This window comes from Bacillus sp. 95MFCvi2.1 (assembly GCF_000374965.1).
Classification (GTDB): Bacteria; Bacillota; Bacilli; order Bacillales; family Bacillaceae_G; genus Bacillus_A; species Bacillus_A pseudomycoides.
On record NZ_KB895713.1, the window covers coordinates 38131 to 55967 of the forward strand.

Genomic DNA, 17837 nt, shown 5'->3' on the forward strand with positions numbered 1-17837 from the left:
TTCATTACTCATGAAAGAAAAGAGGTCCAAAATGATGAGTACGAAAAAAACAGTAGCAATATCCACACTAGCTTTAGCAATGATAACAGGAGCTGACACCATTAATGCTGAAGTTCCTGATACCGTCAAAATACACGATTCTATCAAACAACATGCAGAAGAGAAGTTATCCGAACTAAAGCAGGCGAAACAAAATGCAGAAGAGAGAGCATCTGAATTAAAACAGGCGAAGCAAAATGCGGAAGAGAAAGTAGCAGAATTAAAACAAACGAAGCAAAATGCAGAAGAGAAAGTATCAGAATTAAAACAGACGAAGCAAAATGCAGAAGAGAAAGTATCAGAATTAAAACAAACGAAGCAAAATGCAGAAGAGAAAGTATCAGAATTAAAACAGACGAAGCAAAATGCAGAAGAGAAAGTATCAGAATTAAAACAAACGAAGCAAAATGCAGAAGAGAAATTAACTGAATTAAAACAGACGAAACAAAATGCAGAAGAGAAGTTATCAGAATTAAAGCAGATCAAGCAAGATGCAGAAGAGAAATTAACTGAATTAAAACAGACGAAACAAAATGCAGAAGAGAAAATATCTGAGTTAAAACAGATCAAGCAAACTATAGAAAATAAATTAACTGAATTAACACGTACGAAGCAAACTATAGAAGAAAAAGTATCTGAGTTAAAACAGATCAAGCAAACTATAGAAAATAAATTAACTGAATTAACACGTACGAAGCAAAATGTAGAAGAAGAGAAAGTATCTGAATTGAAACAGACGAAGCAAACTATAGAAAATAAATTAACTGAATTAACACGTACGAAGCAAAATGTAGAAGAGAAAATAGCTGAATTAACACAGACAAAGCAAAATGTAGAAAAGAAAGTATCTGAATTAACACAGACGAAACAAACTAACACTCCTCTTAAAATGAAAAACGATAACAGGGAACTTCCTAACGCCGGAGGTACAGAATCCAATACAATGCCTTTAGGGATGTTATCGATTTTAGGTGGAATTATATTAATAGTGCGAAATAGAATTAAAAATACATTTCAATAGAATTCAACTAATAGTCTGAATTCTACAATATATACAAAAATTGTTACGGCGTATAATGAAGTATAATCTTTCAAATGAGGTGAAGTAGATGACTTTCCGTATTGTTCGAAGTAACTAGTTTTCGGGCTGGAAAAAACGCGTACCAGCCATCAAGGGAGAAGTCTGTCCTTTTTCGGAAATATAAGCTTTGAATCCGTTGCGGTAGTCACTGTTCTTATCAAACTAAGGCACTGGACTATTTCGTTAACAAGTCTCAAAAACTTAGTTTTTACACTCTTTTGGAAGGTGGATACACAAAATGAATGAATTAGATTACAAAAATTTTTATGATAAAGTCGGAAGATCAAACGGTTGGGATTTTAGTAAACTGAAATACGTAACAGAAGGTGCTACGTGGGAGTTTTATGAAGAAGTCATAGAGAGATGCAAATCCTCAGATGTTTTGCTAGATATTGGTACAGGCGGGGGAGAGAATGTATTAAGAATTGCACCGGCAGCCTTATTCATGATTGGGATTGATAATTCAAGTGGAATGATAGAAACAGCACAGTCTAATTTGGAAAAAGCAAGTGTATCAAACGTTAGGTTTTTCCAAATGGAGTCCGAAAGCTTGATGTTTCCACATTCTTTTTTTGACATTGTGTCTTGTTGTCATGCGCCTTTTGTTGCAGCAGAAGTAGCAAGAGTAATAAAAAAGGGTGGTATCTTTTTGACGCAGCAAGTCAGCGAACATGATAAATGGAACTTAAAAGTAGCGTTTGGAAGAGGACAATGCTTAGGGGGAAAAGACGGCACATTAAAAGAAAAGTATGTTCGAGAGTTGAAGTCTGCAGGCTTTACTGATGTGCAAATATTTGAATATGATGCGATTGATTATTACCAAACACCTGAAGACCTCCTATTCCTATTAAAACACACACCTATCATACCAAGATTTGGTGAAGAGAAAGAGGACTTTGGCATTTTGGAAAAATTCATCATAACAAACAAAACGGAAAAAGGGATTCGCACAAATTCAAAACGGTTTATGATAATCGCTAATAAATCTTAATTTTTTTACATGAATAAAAGTGTTCAATATAAATGATAAAAGCCGATTTCCGTAGTGTATAGGAGAACGGCTTTTTTTGCGTGGTACCTGTTATTGTCTTGTAGTTGAAAATCTTCATTCAATCAATTTCACTAAACGAATTTATACATAAGAATATCATCTACATATTCATTATCAGTCATTTTAAACTCTTTAATTTTACGACCTTCTTCAATGAAGCCCATCTTTTTGTACAACGATATTGCACTATGATTTGTTGAGAAAACTCCTAAACTTACTTTTTCAATGAGAGGATTTTTCTCTGTCCAGTCTAATAAAGCTTGTAGTAGCATTGTTCCAATTCCGAGTCCTCTGTAATTTTTACTAATCATGATTCCAAAGGAGCCTGTATGAGACAATCGTTTTTTATTTTCGGTAAGAAATACGATCCAACCAACAACTTCACCATCTTTTTCAGCAACAAGTAATGTTTCTCTTTCATTCTCCAATACGCCTTGTACCCATTCTTTTTGCTCGGATGACGTTTTATTAAATTCTTCGGATAACGAAATGAGAAACTTGCCTTCGGAAACAACGGATTTCTGTATGTCTAAAATGGCCTCGGAATCTTCTATTTTTCCAGTACGAATCATGTAACTAACAGTATCTTTTGAAATTGGCAATGATATACCTCCCTTATAAAATATTTTGTTAATATTCTATCTTTCTTTTATAATCTCCTACTTAAACGAAAATGCTCCGTTTCTTTTAGAAGGAAGTTTTCATTTATTGGCGTATGTATTAAGTTGTCACGGGGTTCCAGAAACCTTGGCGATGGAAAGGATTAGAAGCATCGGGTTTGGTATTTACTTATATAAGGAAGTGGGGAAGTCTATGATTCATAAAGTTGGTCAAATTATGTTGTATGTAAATAACCAAGATGAGGCAGTGGATTTTTGGACGGAAAAAGTAGGGTTTCGTGTAGTTGCTGAAGAAAATAACGGTCAAGGAATGAGATGGATTGAAATTGCTCCAACAAAGGGCGCAGAAACAAGCATCATTTTGCATAATAAGGAATTCGTTGCTAAAATGTCACCTGGATTAAATCTCGGTACACCTTCTTTAATGTTTTTTTCGGAAAATCTCGATGAATTACGTAGCACCTTATTAAATAAAAATATCACAGTCGGAGAAATTGTAAATATGCCTTCAGGTAGAGTGTTTAATTTTGCGGATCATGAAGAGAATTACTTTGCTGTGATGGAGAAGAAATAAATAGAAAAACCCCCTGCTTTTTGTTCAAAAAGCAGGGGGTTTTTCTATGTTTCATAATCGGATTTATTTTCAAAATGCTTTCATTTTACTATGTTTTCAGATAAAACGAATCCCCATACAATGATATTTGTAATTACTAAGCTCTTTCCACATATGTATTCGCTCCTAATCTGTTGAAGTTCTATAGTTCTTCTTGATGATATCTCGCATGTCTCTGATAAAGAATAGAAGGAACATTATACCTATGATGCCACTAATCCAAAAATATGTATTTCCGGTTGTGAATTTGTCATAGAAGGTATAGGCATTCCAAGTTATAAGGATTACTGAACATATAGTAGAGGTTACTAATGAACCTAAACTTCTCATAATTGTCACCTCGATTCAAAACGTTGTAATTTTATACAATTATACATATAAATAAAAGGATTTAGAAGTAGTCAGGTTACAGTAACTGGGATAATTGCTAGAAAAATATGCTTAACGTTGTAAAAGCACAAAATCTTGACGCTACCCCATGTCCATCAACCTAGCAGAATAGATCGCTCCAAAAACGATAAAAATGAGCTTCATTGCTATAAAAGACAAAAAATTTTTGTTCTGAGGTCATTATAAAATTTTAACTTGATGGCGATGGGTGCTACCCCTTAAAGAATTTTTGCATTTCCGGATTGTTTGGGAAGATTTGATCAGCTGAGCAACATAAAAATATACAAGAAATAGAAAATTGGGGTTAAACCGATGATAATATGTCCTATAAGGTTGATTCTCCAATGAATGTTTCTGACTCTATTCTTTCCTAACAGAAAAGTTATAACTAACACCGTTATAAGTGGACAGAAAAAAGAAATGGTGTCCCAAGGGCTGATTCTTTCAAAAATAATCCGATTTAATAATGGCAATAACAGAATAAAATTAATGATTAATAGAAGATATCCTATTACGATTCTCATTTTTTACCAACCTTTACATTTTTATCTTAATTTTAACATTCTTCTGATGATTACAAAAGAAGCTTCTTTCTTGTCCGTGACAAAATATGAAAGCCACCAAGCTTATTTTACTTGATGGCTTTCATTTTCTTTTGTTTATTAAAGAATTTTTGCATTTCAGGACTATTTGGGAATATCTCTTCAGCTTTATAAGAATGAAAATCTACTGGCTGGATCCGTTGTCGTTGTTTTAATTTTTCTTCGCCACGCATTACTCTAAGTACGTGCTAAACAGATTTAGGAAATTCGCTTATTTGAATTTTAGTCATAATACCAACACCTCATTATATAAATCATTACAAATAAATTGTAGTTCCTTTTTCACGATTACTGGTCAAATCTCTTTACAATCCTCAAACCGAACATCGTAGTGAAAAACAAAACTACCATTACGTAGCCTAGAACGTAATCTACTCGTATCATTGAATCCTTATTGGGAATATATAAAGCAAATAGTATTACAGAGGTAGCACCACATTCCCATCAACTTAAGAATTTTATAACGCCCCAAAACAAAAGAATTGTATATCTTCATCTGGAGGTGTCAATATTGAGAAACCTCGCAGTTGCTTTTTTACGTTTTTTAAGAAGCAGAATGACATTCCTCAATTCAAATCTAAAAAGAATAAAGTTCAATCCTACACAATAAAACAAATAGAAATATTGCTATTGTTGAAAAAATCATGTTAATAAAACCCGGTCTCGTTACATTTGCAAAAAGCTAACGGGATTATGTTATTATTTTAGTAATTTACACAAGAGATAATTTCTTTTAAAGTAAATACGAAAATATATTTTAAATAGAACGGATGGATCTTGACATATATGAAAAATAATTCTCTTAAAGTCACCTTCGATAATTTGGAAGAGTTTGCTGATATAATCAGTGAGATTCTGCAATGCCCTATTACAGTAGAAGATGTAAATCATCGTCTCCTTGCATATAGTACCCATGACGAAAGAACAGACTCTGCAAGAATTGCAACTATTATGGGTAGGCGTGTACCTGAAAAAGTAATTAATAACTTATGGAAAGAGGGGGTTATTCCTACTCTTTTAAAAAGTCGTGAACCTATTCACGTAAAAAAGATAGATAATATTGGCCTCGGTGACAGAGTTGCGATTTCCATTTGGAATAAAGAGGACGTACTGGGATTCATTTGGGCTTTAGAAATCAAGCGCTCTTTAACTGAACAAGATTATGCCTTGATGAAAAAATCTGCTGAAGCTGTAAAAAGTAAGCTTCTTCAGCTCCAAACCAGAAAAAATAAAAAGGACGAACGTTCACAAGAATTTTTTTGGAAGCTACTAACTAATCATATACAAACAAATGAGGAAATTATTGAAAACTTTCAGGTACTTCATATTACGCCGGCTTCCTTATTTAACGTTGTCGTATTTCATTTTGAACAAGAAATTACGAGTGAAAAAGAAAAACAAATTTCTTATTTGTTAAAAACAAGCGAACATTTGAAAATTCTACTTTATACAATTGATCGTAACAAGTTAATTCTTCTTACTTCGTTAGATAATCTCAGTCAACCTTCCCATGAAATTAACAATTTCGTCGAAAGATTTGTTAACACGATGGAAAAACGATATGAAATTAAATCTATCAAACCAGCGTTCAGCAGTGTATATAGTGATTATCAAAAAATCAGTAAAGCTTATAAAGAAACATTAATCGTATTATCTATAAAGGAAAAATTCCCTTCCGACACAGCTAATATTCATGGCTATCAAAACATGGGGATTTATCAATTAATTGACCTTCTACTTGAGCAAAGAAAGCAGGAGGAGTATGAAAACCAAGCATTGCAGAAGCTCCATAAGTATGATTGTAAATATAATAGTAATCTTGTTGAAACATTGGAAATATTTTTAAACAATGACAGTAATACCAGCGAAGTAGCTAAAGTTTTAAATATTCACGTCAATACACTAAGCTATAGACTTAAAAGAATCTGTGAAATCAGTGAAATCGATTTAAAAGATCCGAATCAAAAAATGGTTCTATACTTGGATCTTAAGTTACAAAAATTCATGTAGCAGCATCCTTTTGTGAAATTCCACAAAAGGATGCTGCTTTTTTCTTTTTTCTACACGATGAGAAAAAAGAAAAAAGCACTTTATAATTATATCGCAACAAAATAACTCAAAAATTTTTAAGTTACATCATATGTATTGTTAGCTAAAAGTGATTGGAGATATCATACACACTTATGTATGTGTGTATATTGATATAGAGATTTATCAAGAAAGGGATTTGATTCATGAGAAATTTTTGTAATACCAAAAAAATAATAATTACAATAGTAGCAATTGTTGCAATAGCAATTGGTTATTATATGTTTCAATCGATTAATTCACCTGCAAAAGCTGTGGCCAAGCAAGAAAATACTGTACAGCTAGCAAGTGAACAACCAAAAATTAAAATAAAAAAAGCAACACCAACCCATTTTAATGGTAAGGAGAGAAAGGTTGTTTATCTTACTTTCGATGATGGACCAGGCAAATATACGGCTGATTTGTTAAACATCTTAAAAGAAAATGATGTGAAAGCAACATTTTTCTTAATTGGCGAAAATGTAAAACAGTTTCCAGAGTTGGTGAAACGTGAAAAGGAAGAAGGGCATTATGTGGGCATGCATAGTATGACACATGATTTTAAAAAATTATATACAAGTGGCGAATATGTAAATGAAATGAAAGAAGATCAAGGTTTAATAGCAAATATTATTAAAGAATCCCCAAAACTAACTCGTCCTCCATATGGATCCATGCCAGGATTAAATGAAGCACTTCGAAATAGAACAGTAGAAGCTAATTTAAAAGTATGGGATTGGACTATTGATTCTTTAGATTGGAAGTATAATAAGATGCCAGTTGATGCCGCTTCATCTCAGATTGTTCAAAATGTCCTAACAAATGCAAACCAGTCCAAAGAAGTGATTCTAATGCACGATATTCATCCACAATCTGTTGCTGCTGTACCAGCTATTATAAAAGGATTAAAAGAAAAAGGATATGAGTTTGAAGCGTATCATGAAGACGAGCATTTTTCAGTGAATTTTTGGCATGATAAACGTATATAACATCATAGGAGGAATTAACATTGATTTATAGGAAAATGGTATTAATAGGAATCTTATCAATTGGATTTCTAGGTGGTTGTTTGGGGGCAAAACCCGAAGATCAATTATATGTAGCTTTTGAAAATGCAGCAAATCAAGAAAAAGCATTATTTGATAATGTAAAAACATTTGAGCAGTTAGAAACAAAAGAACAGGAATTGTATAATCAAATTATACAAGAAGGGAAAAAGCAAAATGAGGGAGTAATACAAAAAATAGAGCAAGCCATTGCAACTGTAAATGAACGTGAAAAATTGGTAAAAGATGAAAAGGATGTATTAGAAAAAGCCCAAAAAGAAATCGCATCAGTTCATAGTTATATAGATAAAATTGAGGACAAAAAGTTAAAAAATCAAGCGGAAAAAGTAGAAGAAGTTTATAAAAATCGCTATGAAGTTTTTCAAAAAATAAATAATAGTTATAAAGAGGAATTAATAGCTGAAAAAGAACTTTATGAAAAGTTAAAAGGTAAAGAAACAAAACTAAAAGAGATTGGTGAGAAAGTTAAAACTATCAATACATTAAACGAGGAAACGCTAAAAGAAAAAGAAAAATTCAATCAATATACTAAAGAGTATAATGAGGGGAAACTAAAATTCTATGAAGACGCGAAGATTAAAATAAAAGAGAAAAAGTAAGAAAAATAATTATCAATTTAAGTATCTTGCCTCCTCATCCCTAAAGACAAATCGAAGTTCTAAATAGCATTTCGTTTAAAGGAGGTTTTTCATGAGCTATGATACTGTTTCATCTTTACAACGCATGCAACGACTACAGCAAGCAGCAACAGGACAAAAAGATGTTTTAAAACGAGTAAATTCAGGTTTGGAAATTGTAATGTTTATTACGGGATTATTCTTAGCTCTCTCGACTTTCACATTATCTTTCTGGATATATTTCTTTTATTTTTTAATAAAGGAATATACTGCTAAAACATATCTAGTAAAAAACATGGATACTGGTGAAAAATTTCGAGTTGATAAACAAGAATTTAAACAATACAAAAAAGTGTTCAGAGCGAAAGAGGTAGCAATGGAATTGATTAGTTAGTAGCTTTAATAAGTAAAAGTAATAGGACTTTAAACGTAAGAATATAGGGGTAATAATTCTTTTTTGTGGTTATTTCCTGACTTAATTTATGAGAATATATTTTGCACATCATATCAAAAAGGAGTCTCTTATGAAATATTTCTCAATATGTTTAGTAATTTTATTTCTAATTGTGGTATTTAGTTGTATTATTTTGGGTTCTCATGCAAATAGCTGAAAGAAAGCGCCCTTGAGGATGTCTTTTTTATAGAATCGATGAACAGACACAATATAAAAAATAATTAATCAAATAATTAAAAACGAGAAAACATTATAATGAAATGGGGGAATCAATTGTTACGTAAAAGACATTTGTATGTGCTTAGTGCTCTCTGCGCCATTATATTAGTTGGATGTAAATCTCAGGTTAAAGAAGCATCTTTAGTAAGTGATATAGGCGAGAAATCTATAGGAATAAAAGACATTGGGGATACACAGATAAATTTAGTAGATCCTACTAGTGGAAAAATAGTCAAACAAATAAATTTAACTTCATTAGGATATTTTCAAGATGAAAATCAATATAAATTAAATATTAAAAAAATCGCTAATGAAATAGGCAAACAGATTGATCAAAAAATGATACCTTCTCATATGACTAGTGATGGAATATGGAAAGAAGGAAAGCCTTCATATGAATTATTTGAAAAAGAGTTAGTAGAAGATTTAATGGATGTGGGAATGTGGGAACGTTCCCGTGCATTGCCAATTGTTAAGAAACGGCCTATTGCTCAATCAAAAGATGCAAATCGAAATAGCGAAGTAATTGGAAAATATGTGACGGACATAGTTGGCACAGCTAATGGTAAGATAGAAAACATTCGTTTGTCGGCAAATACTATTAATGGTGTAATATTAGGAAAAGGTGATCGTTTTTCCTTTAATGCTTTAATAGGAGATACAACACCTGATAAAGGATATCAGCTTGGAAAAGAAATCGTTGCGGGAAAATTAGTAGATGGTTATGGAGGAGGGGTTTGTCAAACTTCTTCTACACTTTATAATGCAGCGGATCAAGCAGGATTAAAAATGATAGAAAGATATAGTCATTCAAAGCCAGTTGGCTATGTACCTATAGGAAGAGATGCAACTATAGCGTATCCTTATTTCGATTTAGTATTTGAAAATACGAATGATGTACTGGTAGAGATCTTTATGAAGGTAGAAGGTAATAGATTAACCGCGGAAATACATAGGTTAATCTAAAAGATCTGTTTGGAGAGTTATTCTAATTCCTACCTTCCATTAGGTGTCCTGCCGCATGCCCATCAAGTTAAGAAAAACAAATACCCCAAAGCAAAAACGCCATCCCTTCTATTCTCTTTTTTTACCATCTTATTATCTGAATTGTACTAAAAAAGCATTGTTTTAGGATACAATAGAGTCAAAAGATGAACTATTAGAATAGATCGAATCATTGATATATCAATGTTAATAGAGGGGGAATTATATGATTCGTGAAGCTGAACCAAAAGACAGTCATGTAATTGAAAATCTATATAAAAAATTAGCACCACATAGTAAAAACATTAAGGTTTTACCAGAAAGAATTGAGCAGATAAGGAATGATTCTAATAATTTCTTATTTGTGTATGAGGAAGATTGTAAAGTTAAAGGAAGTATATTTATGACTTTTTGTCTTGATCCTGGATATCAATTTAGACCATATACCGTTCTAGAGTATGTGATTGTAAATGAAGATTTTCGAGGTAATGGGATAGGTGAAAAGTTACTAAAACATGTAGAACGGCTATCAATTGCAAGGGGATCCACAAGAATTATCCTATTAAGTAGTATAAATAGAATAGAAGCACATAAATTCTTTTCTAAAAATGGTTATAATGGCACTATAAGTAAGGGATTCAAGAAGTATATACCGATTAATTAAGTTTTCGTTATGGGGATAATTCAAAACCTTAGATTAATAGTAATTGTATGTTTTTTAAATTGGATTTTTTGAGATATAAGCGGAGGAGAAAAGACATGATAAATCAAGCTGAATTACTATGGAAACGTATAATTAATAGAGGTTCAAGCCTTGAAGTGAACTTTCAAAAAACATTAAACCTCCAACCGGGTGCAAGTGATGAAGATTTTCAGTTAATTGAAACTACACTGGGTATTACACTTCCTAAAGAAATGAAAAGTTTTTACAGGGTGTATAACGGACAAATTTGGGAACCTGGGGTTGAATCTTTTGTAAGAAATTTGGTTCTTTCCCCAACTTCTCAAATTATAGACAATTGGACATTTCTACAGGATGAATTCGATCCAGATGATTTAGAGTCGAATATTGAAAATGAACTTAAACCTGTTCTTTGGAATTCTAAGTGGATTCCAATTGCAGAAAATGGTGGTGGGGATTATCTTTGTATTGATACAGATCCATCAGAATCTGGAGTAGTAGGACAAGTGCTATATTTTTGGCATGATTGGGGAAAACGTTCTGTTGAGGCAAAAGGTTTATTTGAATTCATAGAAATCTGTTTGAAAGAAGATAATAGAATGCAGTGTTCTAATGAAAATTAGAGTTACAAAAGAGGATGTGAATTATTATTTACATCCTTTTTTGTTTTTTAAATTAAATCATCAGAATCGCACCAGTTAGAGCAATAGAATTGTAGATGAATTTACATCAACTTAAGAGTTTTAAGTAGACCCTAAACAAAAAAATTTCTTTCTTTACAGCTAGTTATTTATAAGAGCGCCTCTTATTTAAACCTATATTTTGATGCAATTTTGCATATCCCAATAAAGGGAATTTATATACAGAGTGTGATTGAATTATATTAATAACATTAAAGGTAATGAACATGCAGGTTTCCCTTTTTGTTTATTAGTTTCATCAGAAAAGAAGTCAGACCTTTGAAAGACTTTTGTAACATTTATGAAAGAGAATTGAAATATTTATATACTAAGATAAATATATCGAAGGTGATTTTATTTCAGTCTGAAGTAAAAAGTATTAGCAATGTATAGTATAATTTCATCTTTTGTATTCATGTAGAGATGATAAAAAAAGGGAGAGATTGCATAAATCTAAATTAAGAAAAGTATATGATTATCCAGTAGATATTTGATTAACTCTTATATCTAAGTGAAAAACAGAAAATCAAGCTCAGTTTCATTATCACTAGTATATAGAGATAACTTTTATTATCCTGGTAGATTCCCATACAGATATGATATTGTTGATCTATATTACTACAATGAACCTGGTCGTACTAAATCTATAGGGTTAAATAATTTACAAAAGGCTCAAGTAATTTACAAAACATTTATCATTTAGCATATTCAATTTGATTTAAAACAATAAGATTATAAACCACAGAAAGGTACTCATTCGACACTCATTAGAGTGCCTTTTTTTGTTCGAATTATATCAAAACGTATCATTTTCTTTTTGATATAGTATTCTAGTATACAGAAATATACAAAGAAATAATATGAAATATTATATTATATATTATGTTATATTAATAATGTGTTTTTATGGATTTTATAAATGGAGGAAATGTTATGAACAAGAAATCAAAGTTTACCCAAATGATGCTCGGTATTAGTACAGTGGCCTTATCATTTGGAAGTATTCAAACACAAGTATCAGCGGAAGAAAATACACCTTATAATGTGTTAAAAAAGAAACCAATTGGGATAGAAACTTCAACAGATGAAATTGCACATTCTACAAAAGCAGACGAAACATTGTCTTATGAAGAACGTTTAAAAGTGAACGATTTTTCGCAACGTCCGACTCCGATCGTGAAACGAGCAGTGGCAAAACAATCTCAGCAAAAGTATTCTTTAGCAGAGCTAAATAGAATGAGTAATGACGAATTCATCGATACATTGGCAAGTATTAGTTGGAATCAAATTACAGATTTAGATCAATTTAATCAAGAAACAAAAGCGTTTTATCAAAATAAAGAGCGAATCCAGGTTATTATTGATGAGTTAGGTCGTCGTGGAAGCACATTTACAAAAGATGATACAAAAGGGATTGAGACATTTGCTGAAGTATTACGTTCCGTATCTTATGTAGGCTTTAATAATAAAGAGGTAAACTATTTATATGAGCGGAGCTTCCGTGATAAATGTTTACCGGCAATAAAAGCAATTGCAAAAAACCCGAATTTTAAACTTGGTACAGATAAACAGGATGCAGTGGTATCTGCATACGGTAAATTAATTAGAAATGCTTCTTGTGATGCTGAAACAGTTCAATATGCAGGGAATATATTAAAACAATATAACGATAATATTTCTACATATATAAGTGATAAGAATAAAGGGGACGCCTTGTATAATCTTATCCAAGCGATTGATAACGATATACAGTCTTACTTGCAGGATACACGTAAAAAAGCGGATGAAACAATATGGTATGGGAAAATTGATGGTTTCATAAATGAAATCAGTCGACTGGCTCTTCTGAATCAAATGACAACAGAAAATACCTGGTTAATTAATAATGGTGTTTATTATACTGGTCGTTTCGGGAAATTCCATAGTAATCCAAATAAACCTTTAGAAGTACTTACACAAGCAATGCGTATGTACCCTCGTTTTAGTGAAGCTTATTTTAATGCTGTAGAGCAAATTTCAACAAACTATGATGGAAAAGATTATAACGGAAATACAGTAGATTTAAAGAAAATCCGTGAAGAAGGCCAACAGCAGTACTTACCAAAAACGTATACATTCGATGACGGTTCTATTGTATTTAAAACAGGAGATAAAGTAACAGAAGAAAAGGTTAAGAGACTATATTGGGCTGCTAAAGAAGTAAAAGCGCAGTATCATCGTGTAATTGGAAAAGATGGAGCGTTAGAATCAGGGAAAGCTGATGATGTACTGACAATCGTAATTTATAATAATCCAGATGAATATAAACGAAATAGCCAACTATATGGATATGATACGAATAATGGTGGCATTTACATTGAAGGAAAAGGAACGTTCTTTACATTTGAGCGTACACCGCAGCAAAGTCGTTATAGTTTGGAAGAATTGTTCCGTCATGAATTTACACACTATTTACAGGGAAGATACGAAGTTCCAGGATCATGGGGACAAGGAGAAATGTATCAAGATCAACGTTTGACTTGGTTTGAAGAAGGAAATGCAGAATTTTTTGCGGGATCTACTCGTACGAATAATGTTGTTCCGCGCAAAAGTATAATTAGTGGATTATCATCTGATCCTGCGAAACGTTATACAGCAGAACGAACATTATTTTCGAAATATGGAGAAGGACCAGAGCAATGGGACTTTTATAATTATTCTTTTGCACTGCAGTCTTACTTATATACTCATCAATTTGAAACTTTCGATAAGATTCAAGATTTCATTCGTGCAAATGATGTGAAGAATTATGATGCATATCGTGAAGCTTTAAGTAAGGATCCAAATTTAAATAAAGAATACCAAGACTATATGAAGCAGTTAATTGATAATCAAGATACATATAATACCCCACAAGTATCAGATGATTATTTAGCTGAACATGCACCAAAACCGTTAGCTGATGTAAAGAAAGAAATTAAAGATGTAGCAAAGATAAAAGATGCAACGATTACAAAGCATAAGTCTCAATTTTTTGATACGTTTACATTAGAAGGAACATATACAGGTGGCGTAACAAAAGGAGAATCTGAGGATTGGAAAACGATGAGCAAGAAAATCAATCAATCTTTAGAACAATTAGCGCAAAAAGAATGGAGCGGCTACAAAACAGTTACAGCGTATTTTGTCAATTATCGTGTGAATGCGAACAATCAATTTGAATACGATGTTGTATTCCATGGTGTTGCAACGGGAGAAGAAGAAAAACAGACGATTAAAGTAAACATGAATGGACCGTACAATGAGATATTAAATGAAAAAGTTGAGTTTCATAGCGATGGTACAGAAAGCACAGGTGGAAAAATTGTTTCGTATCTCTGGGATTTTGGCGATGGTACAACAAGTACAGAAGCAAATCCTACCCATGTATATGGAAAAGAGGGGACATATACTGCAAAGCTAACAGTAAAAGATAATAAAGGAAAAGTGGGCCGAGGACAAACAACGGTTACCGTAAAAAAAGATGAGCCAGCAGGTCATAACTATCAAGAGGCAAAGGTACTTAGTTTTAATAAGCTTTCAAAAGGAAATATGGATAGACCTAATATGGCGTATATGTACACATTCAATGTCACATCTCCAAAAGAAGTAGATATTTCTTTTATAGATGAACAGGGAATTGGAATAAACTGGGATGTGTATCACGAATCGGATTTAGGAAATCCTGTAATCACAGGCCGAGCGGATGGAAATAATATAAAAGGGAAATTTGCAGCGAAACCTGGGAAGTATTACTTAGTTGCATTTTTTGAAGAGGAAAATAGAAAGGGAACATATTCATTATTAGTAAAATAAATTCGTTTAATTATATAACGACGAAGCGTAATGAATAAGAGACTTTTGCTATTCCTTGTTCATCTGTTTAACAAAGAATAATTTAATATTCGAGAAAAAATTGAATGAAATAAAAAAGAATCCCTTAATTCCTTTTGGGATTCTTTTTTTAAAATTTACTCACACAAATGATCTGCACATCAATTCATCTTTGATATACAGATCATTTGTATGATAATTTTTATAAATAATTGCGGAATAATGAACTTACATAAATGCTTTTAAAAGCTCTTGTACGGCTGGAATTAATCCACCTAAAAATTTTAAAACTGCCATTGCGATTGCCATGTTATTTCCTCCTCTTTTTATGTGTTAAGATGTGGTACATCTTTATGTTTTTATTATAGTAAGCGCTTACATTAATATCAATACATTTTGATATGCAATATTGCATATTTATATATAATTTATATATATGATTAAATAAATTAACGATAAAGCTAATAAACATGCAGGTTTCCTTCTTTGTGTGCTAGTTTCATTAGCAAATACGTCAGACCTTTGAAAGACTTTTGTAACATTTATGAAAGAGAAATGAAAGATTTGTTAGCTAGGATGAGGCTTATCTACTAGTAGACGATGCGCGCAAGTGGTAAAACCATTAGTAAAAATAAGGAGGAGTTAAGACATGTTTATGAAAAGAAAACTACCTATACTTACATTCTTAGCACTAATATTTAGTTTGATAGTAACTGTTTTTCCTACAAATTCTGCTTATGCAGCTGAGGACGATCGTATACTTGATATTTATGGTGATCCAATTACCACAAATAAAGATTATATACTAGTAGACAAATATTTGTGGGTGACAGGTATTCCTTTTGAAAAACGAGTAGCACCCGTAGGTCAGAATAGACTTGGAATAACTTATGAGAAGTTTGCGGGTTGGCATTATGTAATTCAATATAAAAACTCGTCTTATTACGGTGCTGCTGAAAAGCATAAGGATACAAAAGGTAATGAGTATTATGGTACACCTATCAATTTTGAAGCACCGGCTGGAGTAGAGAGTGATGGATATGTAAGAAATAATACTCCAATTACAATGTCAATGTGGATTGGGGGATCAAATGCTGATGCAGGAGGAACAAAAAAATATGTAAATGCAGGCAATCGAAGCTGGATCTATTTTAGTGACCAATCGAGAAGCACTTTAACAGTTAAGAAAAAAAATTCGAAGGAAATAGATTTAGTAACAGGTAAAACGGATTATCTTAGAGATAAACTTGGTAGACCTACTGACTGGTATAATGCAGATCCACAGCAATCTAGTTATGGAGTTATAACAACTTTCCAGCTAGAGACCTCAGAGCAACTATTTGCAAATCAAGATAAATTGTGGGGAATATCTGCCCCTGAAGACTACGCTGGCTATGAATTAGTACCTTTACAATAAAGCATCTATTAAATCTATCTAACTATATTACGCATTGTTCAATATATTTGCTAATAAGTTGCAATAAAAGCATATGAAGGAAATTTAGATTATACATCAATTGGAGGAATATTTATGAAAAGAAAAATTTTAGCTATAGCTTCTGTAATTGCTTTAACAGCTCCTATTCAAAGTGTGGCGTTTGCACATGAAATTGACCGCCAAGATCCACCTATTGCTCTAAAATGGTCAGCGGAATCTGTACATAATGAAGGAGTAAGTTCTCATTTATGGATTGTAAACAGAGCCATTGATATTATGTCCCAAAATACGACTGTGGTGAAGCAAAATGAGACAGCTCTATTAAATGAATGGCGTACTAATTTGGAGGAAGGTATTTATTCTGCAGATTATAAAAACCCATACTATGATAATTCCACATTCGCTTCACACTTCTATGATCCTGATTCAGAAAAAACGTATATTCCATTTGCTAAACAAGCAAAGCAAACGGGAGCAAAGTATTTTAAATTAGCTGGTGAAGCTTATCAAAATAAAGATATGAAAAATGCATTCTTTTATTTAGGATTATCACTTCATTATTTAGGGGATGTCAACCAACCAATGCATGCAGCAAACTTTACTAACATTTCGCATCCATTTGGCTTCCACTCAAAATATGAAAACTTCGTTGATACAGTGAAAGACAATTATAGAGTAACAGATGGAGATGGCTATTGGAATTGGAAAAGTACAAATCCAGAAGAGTGGGTTCATGCATCAGCATCAGCTGCAAAAGCTGATTTCCCATCAATTGTTAATGATAATACGAAAAGTTGGTTCCTAAAAGCAGCGGTATCACAAGACTCTGCTGACAAATGGCGTGCTGAAGTAACACCGGTAACAGGAAAACGTTTAATGGAAGCACAGCGTATTACAGCTGGATATATTCATTTATGGTTTGATACGTACGTGAATAACAAATAACAAAATACACTTATGCATAGGAAGGCACTGAAAAAGTGATTACTGTGAAAAAATAACGTGTATTTTATTAATATGTAGAAAATGGAAAGGAGTTCATTACCTGTATATAGTAGGTGGTGAACTCCTTTTTCTTCTTCAGTGGGCTTCTTCAGTGGCCTTATATATGGCAAAAGTTATTTATGCTATAAAGTGAAACTTCCATCAGCTGAATATACTTTAAAACCAGGTTCCGTAGTTGCTGGAGTTGTAAATAAAACAATCAATTCACCTTTTGCACAGTTTTGGCAAGGTAGCCATTATTGGGATACAGCTACAAAAGTTAAACCATCATCTACTTCAACAGGTGCAATTAAAACAGATGATTTAAAATTAATTCGTTCAGATGTGTTAGAAAAATAAAATTGATCAAGCTGATCTTCACCCTCATCCCACCTAA

Annotated in this window: 16 protein-coding genes and 1 pseudogene; 14 read left to right on the forward strand and 3 right to left on the reverse strand. The window is 32.3% G+C overall.

What is annotated here, in order from left to right; all coding sequences use genetic code 11:
- The first annotated feature begins 31 nt into the window (after nt 1-31).
- Both C568_RS0124025 and C568_RS0124030 read left to right on the forward strand, forming a co-directional pair.
- Nucleotides 32-1060, forward strand: a complete 1029-nt coding sequence (locus tag C568_RS0124025) for an LPXTG cell wall anchor domain-containing protein (protein WP_018782964.1) — start codon at nt 32-34, stop codon at nt 1058-1060.
- Between the two features lie 298 nt (nt 1061-1358).
- Complete coding sequence (locus tag C568_RS0124030; protein ID WP_018782965.1) at nt 1359-2111, forward strand: class I SAM-dependent methyltransferase; 753 nt, start codon at nt 1359-1361, stop codon at nt 2109-2111.
- Nucleotides 2112-2242: 131 nt separating this feature from the next.
- On the opposite strand, the gene C568_RS0124035 is transcribed toward C568_RS0124030, so the two are convergent.
- Nucleotides 2243-2773: a GNAT family N-acetyltransferase gene (locus C568_RS0124035; protein ID WP_018782966.1), complete on the reverse strand. Its 531-nt coding sequence runs from the start codon at nt 2771-2773 to the stop codon at nt 2243-2245.
- A gap of 211 nt (nt 2774-2984) precedes the next feature.
- Here C568_RS0124035 and C568_RS0124040 point away from each other — a divergent pair, with 211 nt between their 5' ends.
- Complete coding sequence (locus tag C568_RS0124040; RefSeq protein WP_029427695.1) at nt 2985-3365, forward strand: VOC family protein; 381 nt, start codon at nt 2985-2987, stop codon at nt 3363-3365.
- A 165-nt stretch (nt 3366-3530) separates the two neighbouring features.
- Here C568_RS0124040 and C568_RS35720 read toward each other — a convergent pair whose 3' ends face one another.
- Nucleotides 3531-3734 carry a hypothetical protein gene (locus C568_RS35720; protein WP_077295241.1) on the reverse strand — a complete coding sequence of 68 codons (204 nt, stop codon included), beginning with the start codon at nt 3732-3734 and terminating at the stop codon, nt 3531-3533.
- 1448 nt (nt 3735-5182) lie between these two features.
- Here C568_RS35720 and C568_RS0124055 point away from each other — a divergent pair.
- The 8 genes from C568_RS0124055 (at nt 5183) to colA (ending at nt 15000) form a co-directional block, all read left to right on the forward strand.
- Nucleotides 5183-6406 carry a PucR family transcriptional regulator gene (locus C568_RS0124055; protein ID WP_016113375.1) on the forward strand — a complete coding sequence of 408 codons (1224 nt, stop codon included), beginning with the start codon at nt 5183-5185 and terminating at the stop codon, nt 6404-6406.
- Between the two features lie 224 nt (nt 6407-6630).
- The gene (locus C568_RS0124060; protein WP_003209849.1) at nt 6631-7452 is read left to right on the forward strand and encodes a peptidoglycan-N-acetylglucosamine deacetylase; all 822 of its coding nucleotides are present in this window, start codon (nt 6631-6633) and stop codon (nt 7450-7452) included.
- A gap of 20 nt (nt 7453-7472) precedes the next feature.
- Entirely contained in the window at nt 7473-8129 is a 657-nt protein-coding gene (locus C568_RS0124065; RefSeq protein ID WP_018782970.1) for a YkyA family protein, read from the forward strand.
- Nucleotides 8130-8220: 91 nt separating this feature from the next.
- Nucleotides 8221-8541 (forward strand): hypothetical protein, encoded by a 321-nt coding sequence (locus tag C568_RS0124070; RefSeq protein ID WP_018782971.1) that lies wholly within the window; start codon nt 8221-8223, stop codon nt 8539-8541.
- 315 nt (nt 8542-8856) lie between these two features.
- On the forward strand, nt 8857-9786 hold the full coding sequence (locus C568_RS0124075; RefSeq protein WP_081623643.1) for a VanW family protein: 930 nt from the start codon (nt 8857-8859) through the stop codon (nt 9784-9786).
- Between the two features lie 244 nt (nt 9787-10030).
- Nucleotides 10031-10468, forward strand: coding sequence for a GNAT family N-acetyltransferase (locus C568_RS0124080; protein ID WP_003195645.1), 438 nt, complete (start codon nt 10031-10033; stop codon nt 10466-10468).
- Between the two features lie 95 nt (nt 10469-10563).
- Nucleotides 10564-11109 (forward strand): SMI1/KNR4 family protein, encoded by a 546-nt coding sequence (locus C568_RS0124085; RefSeq protein WP_003195646.1) that lies wholly within the window; start codon nt 10564-10566, stop codon nt 11107-11109.
- Nucleotides 11110-12099: 990 nt separating this feature from the next.
- Complete coding sequence (gene colA, locus C568_RS0124090) at nt 12100-15000, forward strand: collagenase ColA (RefSeq protein ID WP_018782973.1); 2901 nt, start codon at nt 12100-12102, stop codon at nt 14998-15000.
- A 246-nt stretch (nt 15001-15246) separates the two neighbouring features.
- On the opposite strand, the pseudogene C568_RS36320 reads toward colA, so the two are convergent.
- Nucleotides 15247-15433 (reverse strand): annotated as a pseudogene (locus tag C568_RS36320) (hypothetical protein).
- Nucleotides 15434-15667: 234 nt separating this feature from the next.
- On the opposite strand from C568_RS36320, the gene C568_RS0124100 reads away from it, so the two are divergent.
- The 3 genes from C568_RS0124100 (at nt 15668) to C568_RS0124110 (ending at nt 17800) form a co-directional block, all read left to right on the forward strand.
- Complete coding sequence (locus C568_RS0124100; protein ID WP_018782974.1) at nt 15668-16435, forward strand: hypothetical protein; 768 nt, start codon at nt 15668-15670, stop codon at nt 16433-16435.
- Between the two features lie 114 nt (nt 16436-16549).
- Nucleotides 16550-17401, forward strand: coding sequence for a phospholipase C (locus C568_RS0124105; RefSeq protein ID WP_006093744.1), 852 nt, complete (start codon nt 16550-16552; stop codon nt 17399-17401).
- A gap of 189 nt (nt 17402-17590) precedes the next feature.
- Entirely contained in the window at nt 17591-17800 is a 210-nt protein-coding gene (locus C568_RS0124110) for a hypothetical protein (protein WP_006093745.1), read from the forward strand.
- Nucleotides 17801-17837 lie beyond the last annotated feature (37 nt).